Here is a 20,146-nt window from a genome sequence, read left to right as displayed (position 1 = left end):
GGTGTGCGGAGACGGGCGCGGTGGAACGCCGCGGTGGGTGCGGTGCGTACCGCCGGGGCCGGTCGCGCGAGCGGTGGTCCCGATGGTCTCCCCCGGGCTCATACGCTGTCCCGGGCGTGCTGGGCGATCCGGCGCAGCGCTTCGGCGAAGTCCTCGGCGACCGCTCGTACCGTCGCTTCCTCGTGGACGCCGGGGCGGTAGTGCCAGGTGAAGGCGAGCCGCCCGTTCTGCACGGCGCCGACCGCCTCCAGCAGATGGGAGCCGCCGTCGCGCGGGTCGTGGTCCTGGCCGAAGGAGCCGTGCTCGGCGCGGACGAGTCCACCGCCGGATCCGCCCGGTCGGGCGTCCCACTGGCCCAGGTAGTTGAAGACGATCTGCCCGCGGCCGGTGCGCTCCAGGCGCGCGCGCACCTCGGCGGGGCCGTGGGTGCGCAGGGCGCCGAAGCCGAGGCCGTTGCCGGGCACGGCGCGCAGTTGCCGCCGGACCGACTTGACCAGGGCGCGCCAGTCCCGCGACGGGCCGAGGTCCGCGGGGTCGGGCACCTGGAGGCCGACCGGGTAGACGGTGGTGAACCAGCCGACCGTACGGGAGAGGTCGACCCCGTCGAGGATGTCCTCGCGGCCGTGGCCTTCCAGGTCCACGCAGACCCGGTCGCGGCCGGTCCAGCGCGCCAGCGCCAGGGCGAGTGCGGCCAGCAGGACGTCGTTGATGCGGGTGCGGTAAGCGGTGGGGGCCGCGCGCAGCAGCGCCGTGGTGTCCGCCTCGTCCAGGGTCACGGTCACCGTGCGGGCCTGCCGGGTGGGCGCGGCACCCTCGTGGTCGACCGGTAGTGGGGCGGGGGCCACGGCGTCCTCCCAGTACGGCAGTTCGTGGTCCAGCCCCCCTTCGGCGACGTGCGCGGCCAGGCCGCGGGACCAGTCCCGGAAGGCGGTGGTCCGCTCGCCCAGGGTCACCGGCCGGCCCTGTGCCGCCTGTTGGTAGGCGGTCTCCAGGTCGTCCAGGATGATCCGCCAGGACACGCCGTCGATGACCAGGTGGTGGGCCACCAGGAAGAGGAAGGCGGGGCGGTCCGTGCCGCCGGTGAACAGCGCCGCCTTCAACAGCGGGCCCTGGCCGATGTCGAAGCCCGAGTGGAGGTCGTCGGCGGCCTTCTCCATGGCCGCGTCGGCCTCGTCGGACGGCAGACCGGTCAGGTCGTGCCGGGTCAGCACCCGCGGGTCGGGGGACGGTGGCGGGTTGTGCTGGCGTCGGCGGCCGCCGTCCTCGGTGAACCGCATGCGGAGCGCGTCGTGGTGGGTCAGAAGCGCGGCCAGGGCCGCCTCCAGGGCCGTGGGGTCGGGCTCGCCGTCCAGTTCGAGCAGCGCCGACTGGTTGAAGTGGTGCGGATTGGCCCGGGGGGTGGCGAAGAACCAGTCCTGGATGGGGGTGAGCGGCAGGTCGCCGGTCACCGGGCCGTTGTCGGTCCGCTCGGGTTCGGTGGTGACGACGCTCGCCAGTGCGGCGACCGTCTGGTGGGTGAACAGGTCCTTGGTGGCCAGGTGCAGTCCGGCCCGGCGCAGCCGGGAGACCACCTGCATGCTGAGGATCGAGTCGCCGCCGAGGTCGAAGAAGTTGTCGTCGGCCCCGACCGTGTCGAGACCGAGGACATCGGCCCAGATCTCGGCGATCCGGCGTTCGGTGTCGGTGCGCGGCGCGACATGGCCGGCGGTGGTGGCGGACGCCGGCTCGGGGTCGGGGAGGGCACGGCGGTCGGTCTTGCCGTTGGGGGTCAGCGGCAGTTCGGCCAGCGGGACGAACACCGACGGCACCATGTGCGGCGGGAGGCTTGTGGCCAGGAAATCGCGCAGTGCCGGGACGGGCAGCGGCTCAGTCGTCCCGCCGGCCGGGACGACATAGGCGACCAGGCGCCCGGGGCCGGTGTCCGCCCGGCCGGCCGCGCCGGTGGCGCGGACGGCGACCACGGCGTCGCGTACCTGGGGGCTGCGCCGCAGCGCGCTCTCGATCTCGCCGGGCTCGATGCGGAAGCCGCGCACCTTGACCTGGTCGTCGGCGCGGCCGGCGTACCGAAGTTCGCCGTCGGCGCCCCAGCGCACCAGGTCGCCGGTGCGGTACATCCGGCTGCCCGGGGTGGCGAACGGGTCGGCGACGAAGCGGGCCGCGGTCAGTCCCGGGCGGGCCAGGTAGCCGCGGGCGAGTCCGGCCCCGGCCACGTACAGCTCACCGGTGACACCGACCGGTACGGGACGCAGAGCGGCGTCCAGGACGTAGGCCCGGGTGTTGTCGACGGGGCGGCCGATCGGCGGCGCGCCTGCCTCCGGGACCAGCGGATCGGTCCAGGTGGCGACCACGGTGGCCTCGGTGGGGCCATAGGAGTTGATCATGCGGCGGTCCGGCGCCCAGCGTGCCACGAGGTCGGCGGGGCAGGCCTCGGCGCCGACGATCAAGGTGCGCAGGTCCGGCAGGGCGCCGGCCGCCTCAGGCGGCACGGTGGACAGTGCCGCGGGCGGGATCAGGGTGTGGGTGATCCGCCGCTCGGCGAGCACCTGGGCCAGGCGTTCGCCGAGCAGCGGCCCCTCCTCCCCCGCGATCAGCGTCGCTCCCGCGAGCAGGGAGATGCTCAGCTCCAGGTAGGAGGCGTCGAAGCTGGGCGAGGCGAACTGGAGGACCCGGTCGCCGGGTTGGACGTCATACCGGGCCGCGGCGGCCGAAGCGAAGCCGGCCAGTCCGGCGTGGGTGACGACCACCGCCTTGGGGGTGCCGGTCGAGCCGGAGGTGTAGATGACGTACGCGGGGTGGCCGGTCCGCAGCGGTGCGCTGCGGTCCTGGTCGGTGGGTGCGGAGGCCGGGCCGTCCGCGCACCAGACGGCCTCCGGGTCGTCGAGGAGCACGGCTGCCGCGGAGTCGCGCACCATGAAGTCCCGGCGCTCGGCCGGGTAGGCCGGGTCGACGGGCAGGAACGCGCCGCCGGCCTTCGCCACGGCCAGTTGTGCCACGACCATCTCCGCCGAGCGGGGCAGTGCCAGGGCCACCAGGCGCTCGGGGCCGACGCCTTGGGCGATCAGCCGGTGCGCCAGCCGGTTGGCCGCGGTGTCCAGCTCGGCGTAGGTCAGCTCGCGTGTGCCCTGTACGAGAGCCACCGCGCCGGGTGTCCGGTCGGCCTGCCGCTGGAACAGCTCGGGCAGGGTGGCCGGGGGTACCGGGCGGACGGCACCCTGCCGGTCGGTGAGCAGCCGCCGCAGGGCGTCGGCGGGTGCCAGGGGCAGGGCGCCGAGCGGGCGGTGGGGGTCGTCGGCGATGCCGGTCAGCAGGGTGGTGAGCTGGTCGGCCATCCGCCGGGCGGTGGCGGGGTCGAAGAGGTCGGTGTTGTAGGTGAGCAGGCCGTGGAGGGCGCCGGAGTCCGTCTCGGCGAATTCCAGGGTGAGGTCGAAGGCGGCGTCGTCGCGGTCCGTTTCGATGTCGCTCACCTGGAGGCCGGGCAGCTCCATCGCCTCGCCGGGCGCGTTCTGCAGCACCACCATGGCCTGGAAGAGCGGGGTGCGGCTGGTGTCACGGGCGGGCTGGACCTCGTCCACCACCTGCTCGAACGGCACGTCCTGGTGCGCGAAGGCGTCCAGCACGGTGTCGCGGACGTCCGCCAGGAACGCGGGGAAGCCCTGTGCGGGGTCGACCGTCGCGCGCAGGACCAGGGTGTTGACGAAGAAGCCGATCAGCCGCTGGGTCTCGGCGCGGTCGCGGCCCGAGGTGACGGTGCCGACCGCGATGTCCTGCTGGCCGGACAGCCGCGCGAAGAGGGCCTGGGCCGCGGCGACCAGCGTCATGAACAGGGTGGTCTGCCGGGTCCGGCCGAACTCCTTGAGGCGGTGGGCCGTCTCCGGCGGCAGGACAAGCCCGGTGGTCGCGCCGTTTCTGGTCTGCACGGGCGGGCGCGGCCGGTCGGCGGGCAGCTGAAGCGGCTCGACTCCGGTCAACTGCTCCTTCCAGTAGCGCAGTTGGTCCTCGGCGGCCGGGCCGGTGCGTGCCGTTCGCTGCCAGTGGGCGACATCGGCGTACTGCACCGGCAGCGGGGGCAGCTCGGCCGTCGTGCCGTGCAGCGCGGCCCGGTAGAGGTGGGACAGGTCGCCGGTGAGCACGCCGGTCGACCAGCCGTCGGTGATGATGTGATGGAGCGTCAGGGTCAGTACGTGGTGGTCGTCCGCGAGCCGGACCAGTCCGGCGCGCAGCAGCGGGCCGCGGCGCAGGTCGAAGGGGCGGGTGCGCTCCTCGGCCAGCAGCCGGTCCAGTGCGGCCGGGCGGTCGGCGGCGGGCAGGGACGACAGATCGCGCAGCGGCAGCGGCACCTCCCGCGGCGCGTGGACGATCTGGACGCCCCGGCCGTCCACGCTGTCGAAGGTGGTCCGCAGCGACTCGTGCCGGGCCGCCAGCGCGGTCAGGGCGGCGGCGAGCGCGGCGGTGTCGAGCCGGCCGCGCAGCCGCAGGGCGAGCGGGGTGACGTACTCGGTGCTCTCCGGCGTGAACGCGTCGAGGAACCAGAGGCGTTGCTGGGCGAAGGACAGCGGCATCGGGGTGTCCCGGTCCACCGGGGTGAGGGCGCCGCCCTCCTCGGCGGGCTCCTCCCCCGCCGTGAGCAGCGCGGAGAGGGCGGCCGGGGTCGGGTGGGTGAACACGGCCCGCGGGGTCAGCTCGGTGCCGAACGCCTCCGTCAGCCGGGAGGCGAGCCGGATGCTCAGGATCGAGTCGCCACCCAGCGCGAAGAAGTCGTCCGCCATTCCGACCCGTGCCACGCCGAGCACCTCGGCCCAGACCTGAGCGGTGCGGCGTTCGGCCTCGGTGCGCGGGGCGACCGGCTCCGGCCGGTCCGCCGCGGCGGCCGGCGCGGGCAGTGCTGCGCGGTCCACCTTGCCGTTGCCGCTCAGCGGCAGCGCCGGCAGGGGGACGAACGCCGTCGGGACGAGGTAGTCGGGCAGGGTGTCGCGGGCGTATCCGCGCAGCTCGTCGGTGTCGAGTCCGTCGTGGCCGACCACGTAGGCGACCAGGTGTTTTGCGCCGGGCCGGTGCTCGCGGGCCACTACGGCCACGTCCGCGACGCCCGGGTGGGCGGCCAGTGCCGCCTCCACCTCGCCGGGTTCGACGCGGAAGCCCCGGATCTTGACCTGGTCGTCGGCGCGGCCGAGGAACTCCACGGTGCCGTCGGGCCGTCGGCGGGCGAGGTCACCGGTGCGGTACATCCGGGCGCCGGGCGGGCCGGACGGATCCGCGACGAAGCGCTCCGCGGTGGCCCCGGGGCGGCCGAGGTAGCCGCGGGCCACCCCCTCGCCGGCCAGGCAGAGTTCGCCCGCGGTGCCCGGCGGCACCGGGCGCATCCGGGAGTCGAGGATGTGGACGCGCATGTCGTCCAGCGGGCTGCCGATCGGCACCGCGGCGGGGACCGCGGCGGCGTCGGTCATGGCGAAGGACGTCGCGAAGGTCGTGGTCTCGGTCGGGCCGTAGCCGTCCACGACGGTCAGGTCCGGGCAGGCGGACAGCGCCCGGCGCACGGCGGCGGCCGGTACCACGTCGCCGCCGGTCCACACCTGGCGCAGCCCCGCGAAGCAGTCCGGCGCGTCCTGGGCCAGCAGCCGGAACAGTCCGGCCGTCAGCCACAGCGCCGTCACCTCTCCCCCGGCGGCCAGCCGCCGCAGGAGGGCCGCGTCCACCGTGCCGGGCGGGGCGACCACGATCCGGCCGCCGTTCAGCAGCGGCGCCCAGACCTCGAAGGTGGCGGCGTCGAAGGCCACCGGTGAGTGCAGCAGCACCCGGGCGAAGTCGGGGCCGGTGAACCGGCTGTCGGTCGCGAGCGCCGTCACGTCCCGGTGGCGCACCCCGACGGCCTTCGGGGTGCCGGTCGACCCGGAGGTGAACATCACGTACGCCAGCCGGTCCGGGTCGGCGGGCGGCAGCGCCTGCGCCGCGGCCGGGGCGGCGGTCCGCGCGGCGGTGACCTCCTCGGCGGTCAGCCGGACCGTCACACCCGCCTGGTCGAGCAGCATCCGGCGGCGTTCCTCGGGGGCCCGGCCGTCCACGGGCAGATAGGCGCCGCCCGCCTTGAGCACCGCGAGCTGGGCGGCCACGAGCGCGGCCGAGCGGTCCATGAGCAGGGCGACCCGGTCCTCGGGGGCCAGGCCGCCGGCCAGCAGCCGGTGGGCCACCCGGTCCGACCAGTCCGCGAGCTGACGATACGTCACTTCCAGGCCGTCGTCCGTGAGCGCGATCGCGTCCGGGGTACGGCGCACCTGTGCGGCGAACCGGTCCACCGGCGAGCCGGCCGGGGCGTGGCGGGCGGGGGTGTTCCACCGGCGCAGTACCGCGCGGTCGGCGTCGGTGAGCAGGCCGAGGTCGTCCAGGCACCGGTCGGTGCCGTCGGAGACCGCGGTCAGCAGGGTCTCCAGGCGGTCCGCGGCCCGCTGCACCGTCTCCTGGTCGAACAGCGTCCCGTCGTAGGCGAGGTCGAAGCCGAGGCGGTCGTCGAGGTAGGCGCGCAGGCACAGCGGGAAGGTGGTGGCGTCCTCGGCGCGCACGTCCTGGATGCGGATGCCCGCACCGGTGGCGGCGGCCTCGTCGAAGGGGTAGTTCTCGAAGACCACCATGCTGTCGAACAGCGCCTCGCCCGAGGGGAGTTCGCTGAGGGACTGGATGCGGGCGAGCGAGACGAAGTCGAAGCGGCGGGAGTCGCTCTGCTGCTCCTGGAGGCCGCGCAGCCAGGGCAGCACGCCCTGGGTGCCGTCGATCACGGCGCGCGTCGGGACCGTGTTGATGAACATGCCGACCATCGCCTCCACCCCCGGCAGTTCGGCCGGGCGGCCGGAGACCGTGGTGCCGAACACCACGTCCTGGCGGCCGCTGTAGCGGGCCAGCAGCAGCGCCCAGGCGCCCTGGACCACGGTGTTGACGGTCAGTCCGCTCCGCCGTGCCGTGCTGCGCAGCCGCTCGGAGACCTCGGGGGTGAGTTCCAGGTGCACCAGGGCGCCCGAGCGGGCGCGGTGCGCCTCGACGGGGGGCCGGTCGTAGGGCAGCGGGGTGCGGGCGGTGAACCCGGCGAGGGTGTCCGTCCAGTGCCGCTCGGCCTCCGCCTCGTCCTGCCCGGCCAGCCAGTGCAGGAAGTCCCGGAACGGGCGGCGGGCCGGCGGCCGGACGGTACGGCCCTCAACGGCCGCCGCGTACTGCGCGCACACATCGGCGAAGAGCGCTCCGGTGCTCCAGCCGTCGAGCATCAGGTGGTGCGAGGACCACACCAGCACGATCTCGTCGTCGGGCAGCGCCGCCACCGCGATCCGGCTCAGCGGTGCACGGGTCACGTCCAGGCCGGCCGCCCGGTCCGCGGCGAGCAGTTCCGCGAGCGCGCCCTCGCGCTCGTCGGGGGTCAGGGTCCGCCAGTCGTGGTGGGTGACGGGCAGGACGGCGTGGCGGTGTACGACCTGCACCGGGTGGGGCAGGCCCTGCCAGTGGACGCTGCTGCGCAGCGCCGGGGTGTGGTCGGCGACGGTCTGCCAGGCCGCGGCGAACGCCTGCGGGTCGGCGACCCCGGCGATCCGCAGGGCCATCTGGTCGAAGTAGGCGCCCGCCTCGTCGACCAGCCCGTGGAAGAGCATGCCGGCCTGGAGCGGGGTGAGCGGGTGGATGTCCGCGACGTGCTGTCCGTCGCCGGCGATCAGGTCCACCTGGTGCTGGTCGAGCCCGGCGAGCGGGAAGTCGGACGGGGTGCGGCCGCCGGTGTCCGGCCGGGCGCAGTGCGCGACGATCTCGCCCAGCGCCGCGACGGTGTCCTCGGCGAGGCGGCGCACGGTGGACTCGTCGTAGCGCGCGGGCGAATAGGTCCAGCCGAGTTCGAGCCGGCCGTCCTGGACAACGCCCGTCACATCGAGGAGGTAGGTGCGCTCCTCGTCGGGGTCGGTGTCCGCGCCGGCCGGCGGCAGGGCGGCGCGGTAGAGTCCGCCGCCGTCCGGCTCGGTGCCGGACGCGACGTCCCACTGGCCGTGGTAGTTGAAGCCGATCTGCGGCGACGGCGTGTCGGGCAGCGTGCCCGGCCGGGCGAGATGGCGCAGGGCGCCGTAGCTGAGGCCGCGCAGCGGGACGGCGCGCAGCTGCTCCTTGACGGACCGTACGGTCTCGCGCCAGTCCGCGTCGGGGGCGACGGTCAGGGCGAGCGGGAATTCGGCGGTGAACCAGCCGACGGTGCGCGACAGGTCCAGGTCGTCGAAGAGGTCCTCGCGGCCGTGTCCCTCGACGCCGAGGAGCACGGTGTCCTGGCCGCTCCAGCGAGCCAGGGTGCGGCCCAGGGCACTCAGCAGGACGTCGTTGACCTGGGTGCGGTAGACGTCGGGGACCTGGCGCAGCAGGGCGTCGGTCTCGGCGCTGCCCAGGCGGACGGTGAGGGTGGCGGCCTCGGCGTGGGTGTTGCCGCCCTCCCGGTCGGTGGGGAGGTGGGCGGGGGCCGCGCAGGTGCGGGTCCAGTACGCCAGGTCGTCGTCGAGGGCGCCGGAGCGGGTGTGCTGTTCCAGGCGGGCCGCCCAGTGTCCGTAGCCGCTGCTCGCCGGGGGCAGACTGGCCGGCCGGCCGGCGGCGGCGTGGCGATAGGCGGTCTCCAGGTCGCCGAGCAGGATGCGCCAGGACACCCCGTCGACCGCCAAGTGGTGGACGGTGAGGAGGAGTTGGGCGGGACGATCGGGCCCGAGGTCGAAGTACAGGACCCGTACGACCCGGCCTTCGGTGGGGTCGAGGGAGGTCTGCGCGGCGGTGGCCGCGTGCTGGACGGCTGCCTCCTGGGCCGGCTCGTCGAGTCCGGTCAGGTCGTGGCGGGTGAAGACGTCGCCGGGGGCGGTGGGCAGGACTTCCTGGTGCCAGGCGCCGTCGGTGCGGCGGAAGCGGGTGCGCAGCGCCTCGTGCTGGGCGACCAGGGCACCGGCCGCCTGCCGCAGCGCCGGTTCCGTGCTGTCCGGGGCCAGTTCCAGCCGGTGGGTCATGGTGAAGCGCAGCGCGTCGCCGGGCCGCCGGTCGTCGAGGTACCAGTGCTGGATGGGGGTGAGCGGTGCCGGTCCGGCCGGGGCCGGGGCGGCGTCGGCGGGTGGCGGGGTCACGGCGTCGGTGCGCAGGGCGAGTTCCGCGATCGTCTGGTGCCGGAAGACGTCCTTGGAGGTCAGGGCGAGGCCGGCCCGGCGGGCCCGGGAGACGATCTGGATGCTGAGGATCGAGTCGCCGCCGAGGGCGAAGAAGTTGTCCTCGACGCCGACGCGGGGGATGCCGAGCACCTCCGCCCAGATGTCGGCGAGGCAGGTCTCGGTGTCGTTGCGCGGCGCCACGTGGTGCGTCGCGGTGTCCGGCTGCGCCGGAGGCGCGGGCAGCGCGCGCCGGTCGGTCTTGCCGCTGCTGGTCCGCGGCACCCGCTCCAGCGCGACGAACGCCGCGGGGACCATGTAGTCCGGCAGCGTGCGGCGCAGCTCGACCCGCAGCTCCTCGGCCGGGGGTGTCCGCTCCCCGGCGGGGACCACGTAGGCCACCAGCCGCGCCCGGCCGTCGTCTTCCCGCGCCACCACCACGGTGTCCGCGACCTCGGGGTGGGCCAGGAGGGCCGCCTCGATCTCGCCGGGCTCGATACGGAAGCCGCGGATCTTGACCTGTTCGTCGGTGCGCCCCAGGAACTCCAGCAGCCCCTGCGCGTCGTGGCGCGCGCGGTCGCCGGTGCGGTACATGCGGGTGCCGGGCGGGCCGAACGGGTCGGCGACGAAGCGCTCGGCGGTGAGCCCGGGCCGCCCCCGGTAGCCGCGGGCGACCTGGGCACCGGCCAGATACAGCTCGCCCGGTACCCCGGCCGGCACCGGCCGCAGCCGCCCGTCGAGCACATAGGCGCGCAGGTTGCGGCCCGGCCGGCCGATGACGGGCCGCTCGGCGTGGTCGGTGAAGCGGCCGTAGACGGCGTCGACGGTGCACTCGGTGGGGCCGTAGACGTTGTACGCGGTGAGGCCGTCGGTCTCCCGCAGCTCCCGCCACAGCGGCGTGCCGACGGCCTCGCCGCCCACCATGAGGAGGCGCGGACGGTGGCCCTCGCCGGTGAACAGACCGGCGGCCATCAGCTCGTGCAGGAAGGTCGGTGTCACATCGACGACGTCCAGGCGCTGTGCGGCGATCTGCCCGACGAACGCGGCCGGGTCCAGGCGTACGTCCTCGTCGATGAGGTGGACCTGCTGGCCCAGCGCCAGCATCAGCGGGCCTTCCCACGAGGTGTCGAAGGAGAAGGCGCCGCTGAGCGCGAAGCGCAGTTGCTCTCCCCCGGTGGTGTGCGGGGCGACGAGCCCGGCCCGGTGGTCGTGGCAGAGGTTGACCAGCTGGCGGTGTTCGACGGCGACGCCCTTGGGCCGGCCGGTGGAGCCGGAGGTGTAGTTGAGGTACGCGGTGTGGGCGCCGCACAGCGGCGCGATCCGGTCGGCGTCGGTGGGGTTGTGGGTGGGCAGCCCGTCCAGCGGGGCGTCGCGCAGCGTGCCGGGGGTCAGGACGGTCTGCGGCGCGGCGTCCGCGAGCAGGAACGCGATGCGGTCCTCGGGCAGGTCCGGGTCCAGGGAGAGCTGGGTGCCGCCCGCCTTGAGGACGGCGAGGAGGGCCACCACCATGTCCGAGGTGCGCGGCAGCCGGACGGCGACCACCCGTTCCGGGCCGGCGCCGAGGCCGATGAGGTGGTGGGCCAGCCGGTTGGCGCGGGTGTTCAGGGTGGCGAAGTCGAGGGTGGCATCCCGGGCCACCAGGGCGGTGGCGTGCGGGGTGCGGGCGGCCTGGGCCTCGAACAGCTCGGTGAAGGTGGTGTCCGGTACGGGCAGCGGCTCGCCCTGCCACTCCTCCAGCACCTGCCGGCGCTCCGGGGCGGACAGCAGCGGCAGTTCGCCCACCGTGCGTCCGGGGTCGTCCGCGATCGCCTCCAGCAGCAGCCGCAGCCGGCCGGTCATCCGCTGGACGGTGGCCGCGTCGAAGAGGTCGGTGTTGTACTCCACGAACGCGGTGAGGCCGCCGTCGCGCTCGACGAAGTCGAAGCCGAGGTCGAAGGAGGAGTGGCGGACCGGCGGCTGGACGGTCTCGACGTCGAGGCCCTCCAGCTGCGGGGCCTCGCCGCCCAGGTTGTGCAGCGCGACCATGACCTGGAACAGGGGGGTGCGGCTGGTGTCCCGCTCCGGCTGGAGGACGTCCACGAGCCGTTCGAAGGGGACGTCCTGGTGGGCGAAGGCGTCCAGCACGGTGGCGCGCACGTCCGCGAGCAGGGCGCTGAACGGGCGGTCCGCGGGCACCCGGCTGCGCAGCACCAGGGTGTTCACGAACATCCCGACCAGGTGCTCCAGTTCGGGGCGTTCGCGTCCGGAGGCCACGGTGCCGACCGCGATGTCCTCCTGGCCGGCCCAGCGGGCGAGGAGGACCTGGCAGGCCGCGAGCAGCGTCATGTAGAGGGTGGCGTCGGCGCCGCGGCCGGTCTCCCGCAGCCGCTCGGTCAGCCCGGCGGGCAGCGCGAACTCCAGCAGCGCGCCGTTCTTGGTGCGGACGGCGGGCCGCGGCCGGTCGGTCGGCAGCTCCAGCGGAGCGACGTCGGCCAACTGCTGCTTCCAGTAGGTGAGTTGCTCTTCTGCCCGGTGGGTCCGGGCGCGCTGCCAGACCGCGTAGTCGGCGTACTGGACGGGCAGCGGGGGCAGGTCCGGGCGGCGGTCGTGCCGGGCCGCCGCGTACAGCTCGCCCAGGTCCCGGCCGAGCACGGCGGTGGACCAGCCGTCGGTGACGATGTGGTGCATGGCCAGGGTCAGCATGTGCTCGTCGGCGGCGAGGCGGATCAGCCGGGTGCGCAGCAGCGGCCCGGCGCCCAGGTCGAAGGGGGTGGCGCCGTCGCGTGCCAGCAGGTCGTCGAGCGCGCCGTGGCGGGCCTGCGGCGCGAGGGCCGACAGGTCGTGCAGCGGCAGGTCCACCGGAGCGGGGGCGTGCACGCGCTGGTGGGCGTGGCCGTCCTGGTCGGCGAAGGTGGTGCGCAGCGGTTCGTGCCGGGCCACCAGGGCGTCCAGGGCGGTGCGCAGGGCCGCCTCGTCGAGGGGGCCGCGCAGGCGCAGCACGAAGAAGGTCAGGTACTCGGTGCTGTCCGGCTCGAAGCGGTCCAGGAACCACAGGCGCTGCTGGGCGAAGGACAGCGGTACCGCGGCGGCGCGGTCGGCCACCGGTATCGCATCGGCCGCCGCCGGGCGGCCCGCGGCCGGACCGGGCAGGGCGGCTGCCAGCGCGGCCACCGTCGGCCGGGTGAACAGCAGCCGGGGTGAGACCTCGGCACCGAGGGCGGCGCGCAGCCGGGAGGTGACGCGGATGGCGAGGATCGAGTCGCCGCCCAGCGCGAAGAAGTTGTCCTCCGCGCCCACGTCCCCGGCGTCCAGCACCTCGGCCCACACCCGGGCGACGAGGCGCTCCGCCTCGGTGCGCGGGGCGGTGCGGTCCGCGCCGGCGGCGTAGCCGTCCGGGCCGGGGGCGGGCAGCGCCCGGCGGTCGAGCTTGCCGTTGACGGTCAGCGGCAGCGCGTCCAGGGCGACATAGGCGGCCGGCACCATGTGCGCGGGCAGGGTCTGCTCCAGGTGGGCACGGAGTGCGGCGGCGGGCGGCGGGGCGTCCTGGCCCGCGCCCACGACGTGGGCGACCAGCCGCCGCACGCCGGGGGTGTCCTCCCGGACGTCCACCACGGCGGCACCGATGCCGGGGTGGGTGTGCAACGCGGCCTCGATCTCGCCGAGTTCGATGCGGAACCCACGGATCTTGACCTGCTGGTCGGCGCGGCCGAGGTACTCCAGGGTGCCGTCGGGCCGCCACCGGGCCCGGTCGCCGGTGCGGTACATCCGGCTGCCGGGCGGGCCGAAGGGGTTGGCGACGAACCGCGCGGCGGTCAGGCCGGGGCGGTGCAGATAGCCGCGGGCCAGGCCCTCCCCCGCCACGTACAGCTCGCCGACGGCGCCGTGCGGCACCGGGGCGAGGTCGCCGTCGAGGACATGGACGCGCAGGTCGGGGAGGCCGGAGCCGATGGCGCTGGCGGTGGCTCCGGTCACCGTGGCGCGGTCGAGCGGGGCGTAGGAGACGTGCACGGTGGTCTCGGTGATGCCGTACATGTTGACCAGGGCGGGTGCGGTGTCGGGGTGGCGCTCGTACCAGTCGGCCAGCCGCGCCAGGTCCAGCGCCTCGCCGCCGAAGATCACCGTGCGCAGGCTCAGGCGGGCGCTGAGCTCGGGGTGTTCGGCGTCCGCGCGCATCAGGGGGTAGAACGCGGAGGGCGTCTGGTTGAGCACGGTGACCCGTTCGTCCGCCAGCAGGCGCAGGAACTCCTCGGGGGCGCGGGCGGTGTCGTGCGGGACGACGACGAGCCGGCCGCCGTGCAGCAGCGCGCCCCAGATCTCCCAGACGGAGAAGTCGAAGGCGTAGGAGTGGAAGAGCGTCCACACGTCGTGCTCGTCGAAGCCGAACCAGTGGCGGGTGCGGGAGAACAGCCGCACCACGTTCGCGTGCGGGACGACCACGCCCTTGGGCCGGCCGGTGGAGCCCGAGGTGTAGATGACGTAGGCGGGCGACTCCGGGAGCGGGCGGCGGGCGGTTTCCGGGCCGGTGGCGGGGCGTTCGGCCAGGTCGTCGCGGACCGCGGGATCGTCGAGCAGCAGCCGGGGGACGTCCGTAGCGGGGAGCCGTCCGGCGACGGCGGTGGTGGTCACCAGCAGGGCCGGGGTGGCGTCGGTGAGCAGGTGGGCGATGCGGCCGCCGGGGAGCTCGGGGTCGACGGGGAGGTAGGCGGCGCCGGTCTTGAGCACTGCCACGATGGCCACGATCAGGTCCGCCGAGCGGGGCAGGGCGAGCGCCACGAAGCGCTCGGGACCGGCTCCGTACTCGGCCAGCTTGTGGGCCAGCCGGCCCGCCCGCGCGTCGAGTTCGGCGTACGAGAGAGTGTCGCCGGCGCAGGTCACGGCGGTGGCGTCGGGGGTACGGGCGGCCTGGGCCGCGAAGAGGTCCACCAGGGTCGTCTCGGGGCGGCCGTGCTCGGTGCCGTTCCAGTCGACCAGCATCCGACGGCGTTCCTCGGCGGTCGTCCACGCCAGCTCGCGCAGCGGGCGGTCCGGGTCGGCGGCGAGCTCCGCGAGCAGCAGGCACAGCCGGTCGGCGAGCGCGCGGACGGTGGCGGGATCGAAGAGGTCGGGGTCGTAGGCGAGGTCGAAGCCGAGGCGGTCGCTGTGGTGGGCGCGCAGCACCAGGGGGAAGTTGGTCGCGTCCCGGGAGGTGACCTGCGCGAGGCGCACCCCGGCGCCGGAGGTCCGGGCCTCGTCGAAGGGGTAGTTCTCGAAGGCGACCATGCTGTCGAAGAGCGCGGTGCCGGCCGGTACGTCGCTGAACGCGGCGAGCTGCGCCAGCGAGACGGTCTCGAAGCGCCGGGACTCGGACTGGGCGTCCTGGAGCTCCTGCAGCCAGCCGGCGGCGGTGCGGTGCCCGTCGACCCGCACCCGGGTGGGCAGGGTGTTGATGAACATCCCGACCATCGACTCGACGCCGTGCAGGGTGTCCGGGCGGCCGGAGACGGTGGTGCCGAACACCACGTCCGGCTCTCCGCTGTAGCGGGCCAGCAGCAGCGCCCAGGCGCCCTGCACCACCGTGTTGAGGGTCAGTCCGGCGCGCCGGGCGCAGCGCAGCAGCTCCGCGGAGCGTTCGACGGGCAGGCTCACCGTCAGCACCTCGGCGGAGCGGGCCCGGTGGGCCTCCCGGGGCGGGCGGTCGCAGGGCAGCGGCGTCGGGGTGGCGAAACCGGCGAGGACGGCACGCCAGTGCTCCTCGGCCGCGCGGCCGTCCCGGCCCGACAGCCAGCGGACGTAGTCGCCGAAGGGACGGCGGGCGGGCGGCGCCGGTTCACGGCCGGCGACGAGCGCGGCGTACTCCTCGCAGACCTCGGTCAGCACCTGGGCCAGGCTCCAGCCGTCCAGGATCAGATGGTGCGAGGTCCACAGCAGCCGCAGCGCTCCGCCGGGCAGCTGGATCAGGGTGAGCCGCATCAGCGGTGGGGTGCCGAGGTCCAGGCCGCGCTCCAGGTCCTCGGCCTGGAGCCGGGCGAGTCCGGCCGTGCGCTGCTCCTCGTCCAGGGCGCGCCAGTCGAGGTGGACGACGGGCACGGTCGCCCGGCGGTGCACGAGCTGGAGCGGTACGGGCACGCCCTCCCAGACGACCGAGGTGCGCAGCACCGGCGTCCGGTCGGCCACCCGCTGCCAGGCCCGGGCGAACGCCCGCGGGTCGGCGACCCCTTCGAGCAGCAGGCTGGCCTGGTCGAGGTAGACGTCGTCCGCGCCGCCCACCAGGCGGTGGAAGAGCATGCCTTCCTGGAGCGGGGTCAGCGGATAGATGTCCTCGACGGCGCGGCCGTCCCCGGCGAGCCGGTCCACGCCGGCCTGGTCGAGGCGGGCCAGCGGGAAGTCGGAGGGGGTGCGGCCGCCGGCGTCCGGCCGGGCGCAGTGCGCGGCGATCGCGGTCAGCGCGCGGACCGTGCCGTCCGCCAGGTTCCGGACGGTGCTCTCGTCGTGCACCTGGTCGCTGTAGTGCCAGGTGATCTCCAGGACGCCGTCGGCCACCACGGCCGAGATGTCCAGCAGGTGGTCGAGGACCTCCTCGGCGGCCAGGTCGCGGCCGGGGGCCTCGCCGGCGGGGGTGAAGTCGCCGTCGTGCGCGCTCTCCCACTGGCCGTGGTAGTTGAAGCAGACCTGGGGCAGGGGCAGCGCGCGCAGGGCGCCGGCGGCCGGGTCGGGTGAGCCCAGGCGGGCGAGCGCCTCGTAGCCGAGACCGCGCCGGGGGACGGCGCGCAGCCGTTCCTTGACCGCCTTGAGCGTGGCGCCCCAGTCCGGCTCGTGCGATGGTCCGGGCAGGGTGAGCGTGACGGGGTACTGGGTGGTGAACCAGCCGACGGTCCGGGACAGATCGGCCCCGTCGCGGGCCCCCTCGGCCCCGTCACCGGCGGCCTCGTGGAGGTCTTCGCGGCCGTGCCCCTCCAGGGCCAACGTCACCCGGTCCGTGCCCGCCCAGTCGGCGAGCACCCGGCCGACCGCGCTGAGCAGCACGTCGTTGATCTGGGTCCGGTAGACACCGGGCACCCGGCGCAGCAGGGCCTCGGTGGTGTCGCGGTCGAGACGCGCGCGGACGGTGCGGGCGGACCCGGCGAGCGGGGTGCCGGGGCGGTCGGCCGGCAGCGGGGTGCGCGGCGCCTCGCTCTCGGTGCGCCAGTACGCCAGGTCGTCGTCCAGGCCGCCGTCCCGTACGTGGCGGGAGAGGGCGGTGGCCCAGGTGGTGAACGGTGTGGTGGCGGGCTCCAGTTGGACCGGCTCGCCGGCGGCGGCCTGGTGGTAGGCGCGCTCCAGGTCGGCGAGCAGGATGCGCCAGGAGACGCTGTCCACGGCGAGATGATGGGCCGTCAGGAAGAGCTGTGGCCGGTCGCCGGGGGCCGGCGGGAACAGGACGGCGCGCAGCAGCGTGCCGGTGTCGGGGTCGAGGGCCGCGCGGGCGGCGTCGGCCGCCGCGGTGCGGGCGGCGTCCCGGGCGGCGCCGGTGGTCCCGGACGGGGCGTGCCGGGTCAGCAGGCCGGGGGCGACGGGAGCGCCGGGGTGCTGGCGCCAGGTGTCGCCCGTGCGGACGAAGCGGGTGCGCAGCGCCGGATGGTGGGCGGCCACGGCATGCAGGGCCCGCTCCAGGGCGTCCTGGTCGAGGTCGCGGGGCAGGTCGAGCAGCATCGACATGGTGAAGTGCCGCAGCGGTCCGTGGGTGGCGAAGAACCACTCCTGGATGGGCGTGAGCGGGGCCGGGCCGGTTTTGTCCGGCTGCCGGGGCGCGGGAGCCGGGGCGCTGCGCTGGTCCACGGCGGCGGCCAGTTCGGCGACGGTCTGGTGCTGGAAGACGTCCCGGGAGGTCAGGTGCAGGCCGGCGGCGCGGGCCCGGGAGACCGCCTGGATGCTGAGGATCGAGTCGCCGCCCAGCTCGAAGAAGTTGTCGTCGGCGCCCACCTGCGCGACGCCGAGCACCGCGGACCAGATCCCGGCCAGCGTCCGTTCGGCAGGGGTGCCCGGCGCCACGAACTCGCGCTCGCGCGGGGCCGCGTCGAGGTCGGGGGCGGGCAGCGCGCGGCGGTCCAGCTTGCCGCTGCTGTTCAGCGGCAGGACGTCGAGGACGACGAAGGCGGCGGGGACCATGTGGCCGGGCAGGGTGCGCTGGAGGGCGGCCCGCAGCTCGGCGGCGGCGGGCGGGCCGGCCTCGGTGGCGGGGGTCACGTAGGCGGCGAGCCGGGCGTGGCCGTGCGCGTCGTCGACGGCGACGACGGCCGCCTCGGCGACGGCCGACAGCGCCCGCAGGGCCGCCTCGATCTCGCCGGGTTCGATGCGGTGGCCGCGGATCTTGACCTGGTCGTCGGCGCGGCCGAGGTAGTCGAGCCGTCCGTCAGCCGTCCAGCGGGCGAGGTCGCCGGTGCGGTACATCCGGCTGCCGGGCGGACCGAACGGGTCCGCCACGAACCGGGCGGCCGTCAGTCCGGGCCGGTGCAGATAGCCGCGCGCGACCTGGTCGCCCGCGAGGTAGAGCTCGCCGCCGACGCCGGGCGGCACCGGCTGGAGCCGGTGGTCGAGCACATGGGCGCGGACGTTGGCCAGCGGCCGCCCCACCACGGGCCGCCCGGGGCCGTCGATGCGGCAGGCCAGCGCGTCGACGGTGCACTCGGTGGGGCCGTAGAAGTTGTACGCGGCGACGTCCGGCAGCGCGGACAGCTCCTGCCACAGGTCGGGCCCGACCGCCTCGCCGCCCAGCATCAGCAGCCGGGGGTGGTGGCGGGGGTCGGTGAGCAGTCCGGCGGGCAGCAGCTGGCGCAGGTAGGAGGGGGTCAGGTCGAGGAAGTCGATGCGGTGCGCGACGGCGTACTCGACCAGCGCGGCCGGGTCGAGCCGGGTCGCCTCGTCGACCAGGTGCAGCCGGTGGCCGTCGGCCATCAGCAGCACGCCCTCCAGCGAGGTGTCGAAGGAGAACGACGCGGTCAGGGCCACCCGCAGCGGGCCGCCTCCGGCCGCGGCGACGAAGCCGTCGCGGTGGCCGGCGAGCAGGTTCATCAGGGACCGGTGTCCCACGGTCACGCCCTTGGGGCGGCCGGTGGAGCCGGAGGTGTAGATGACGTAGGCGGGGTGGCCGGGGAGCAGCGGGGCGCGGCGGTCGCTGTCGGTGGGGTCGATCGCGGGCGCCGATGCGGGCACCTCGCGCAGCGCCGCCTCGTCGAGCACCAGCAGCGGCCGGGCGTCCGCCAGCAGGAAGTCCAGGCGCTCGGCGGGCAGTTCGGGGTCGAGGGGCAGGTATCCGGCGCCGGACTTGAGGACGGCGAGGATCGCCACGACCATGTCGGCGGTGCGCGGCAGCCGCAGCGCGACGAGTTGTTCGGGGCCCGCGCCGCGGTCGATGAGGTGGTGGGCCAGCCGGTTGGCGCGGGCGTTGAGTGCGGCGTAGTCGAGCGTGGTGTCGCCGGCGACCAGGGCCGTGGCGTGCGGGGTGCGGGCCGTCTGCGCCTCGAACACCTCGGGGTAGGTGGCGGGGGTGACGGCGAGCGCGGTGTCGTTCCACTCGGTGGTCAGCCGTCGCCACTCGCGCGCCGAGAGCAGGGACAGCTCGCCCAGCGGGCGGTCCGGTTCGGCGGCCACGCCGTCGAGCAGGAGCAGCAGTTGCTCCGCCATCCGCGCCACCGTCGAGGCGTCGAAGAGATCGGTGCGGTACTCCAGCAGGCCGGTCAGCCCCTCGCCGTCCGGGACGAACTCGACGCTCAGGTCGAAGGTGGCGGCCCGGCGGGGCACGGTGACGTTCTGGGCGGTCAGCCCGCGCAGGCCGGGGGCCTCGGGCGGGGCGGGGTGCAGCAGCACCATGACGTCGAAGAGCGGGTTGCGGCCCGCCTGGCGTTCCGCCCCCACGGCCTCCACCAGCCGTTCGAAGGGGGTGTCGTCGTGGGCGAAGGCGTCGAGGACGGTGCCGGCCGCGGTGTCCAGCAGCTCGCGGTAGGGGCGGGCGGTGTCGACCGGGCAGCGCAGCACGACGGTGTTGACGAAGAAGCCGACCGCGCGCTCCAGTTCGGTGCGGCCGCGCCCGGGCGTCAGCGAGCCGACGCTGATGTCGTCCTGCCCCGACCAGCGGGCGAAGAGCGCCTGGCAGGCCGCGATCAGCGCGGTGAACAGGGTGGTGTGCTGCTCGGCCGCCAGCTTCCGCAGGCCGGCCGTGGTCCGCGGCGGGACGCGGAACTCGTGGACCGCGCCGCTTCCGGACTCCGCACCGCTGCGGGGACGGTCGAGCGGCAGCTCCAGCGGCGCGGCCTGGTCCAGCTGCTTGGTCCAGTAGGAGAGTTGCTCGGCCAGCAGAGCGCCGGTCAGCCGGCCGCGCTGCCAGACGGCGTAGTCCGGGTACTGGGTCGTCACGGGTGCGAGCGCAGGCGTCCCGCCGTGGGCCAGGGCGTCGTAGAGCGTGCACAGTTCGTCCAGCAGGACGCCCATGGACCAGCCGTCGGTGACGATGTGGTGCGCGGTGAGCAGCAGGACGTGCTCGTCGGCGGCCAGACGCACCAGCAGGGCCCGCAGCAGCGGCCCGGTGCGCAGGTCGAACGGGCGGGAGTACTCCGTCAGCAGCAGCTCGTCCAGCGCCGCGTGGCCCCGGCCGGGCTCGTCCGGGTCCGGGTCGCCTGCGCATTCCTGATTGGCCGTCAGGTCACGGACCGGCAGCGGCACCGGAGCGGCCGGGTGCACCGTCTGCACGGGCCGGCCGTCGATGTCGTGGAACGTGGTCCGCAGCCCCTCGTGGCGCTCCAGCGCGGCGTCCAGCGCCCCGGACAGCGCGGCCCGGTCCAGGCTGCCGGTCAGCCGCAGCGCGACCGCGCTGTTGTAGCGGCAGTCGCCGGGCCGCAGCTGGTCGAGGAACCACAGGCTCTGCTGGGCGAAGGAGAGCGGCAGCGGCTCGGACCGGTCCGCCCGGGGGATGGTCTCGCGGGCCTTTGCGGCCGGTCCGCCGGTCTGCCCCGCCAGGCGGCGGCGCAGCGCTTCCTGCAGCTCCTGCGGCAGCGCCGCGGCGCGGCCCTTCTTCGAAGACGTCATGG

Annotated in this window: 1 protein-coding gene; it reads right to left on the bottom strand. The window is 75.3% G+C overall.

The window, feature by feature from the left end; all coding sequences use genetic code 11:
• Window positions 1-98: 98 nt before the first annotated feature.
• A complete protein-coding gene (locus tag CPH93_RS32775; RefSeq protein ID WP_096214920.1) occupies window positions 99-20,144 on the bottom strand; it encodes a non-ribosomal peptide synthetase in 20,046 nt (6,681 codons plus the stop codon).
• Between the last annotated feature and the right edge of the window lie 2 nt (window positions 20,145-20,146).

It is taken from the genome of Streptomyces sp. 2323.1, from assembly GCF_900221035.1.
GTDB lineage: Bacteria > Actinomycetota > Actinomycetes > Streptomycetales > Streptomycetaceae > Streptomyces > Streptomyces sioyaensis.
The sequence above is the reverse complement of the archived record's forward strand: the minus strand, read 5'-3'. Positions and strand labels throughout refer to the sequence as shown.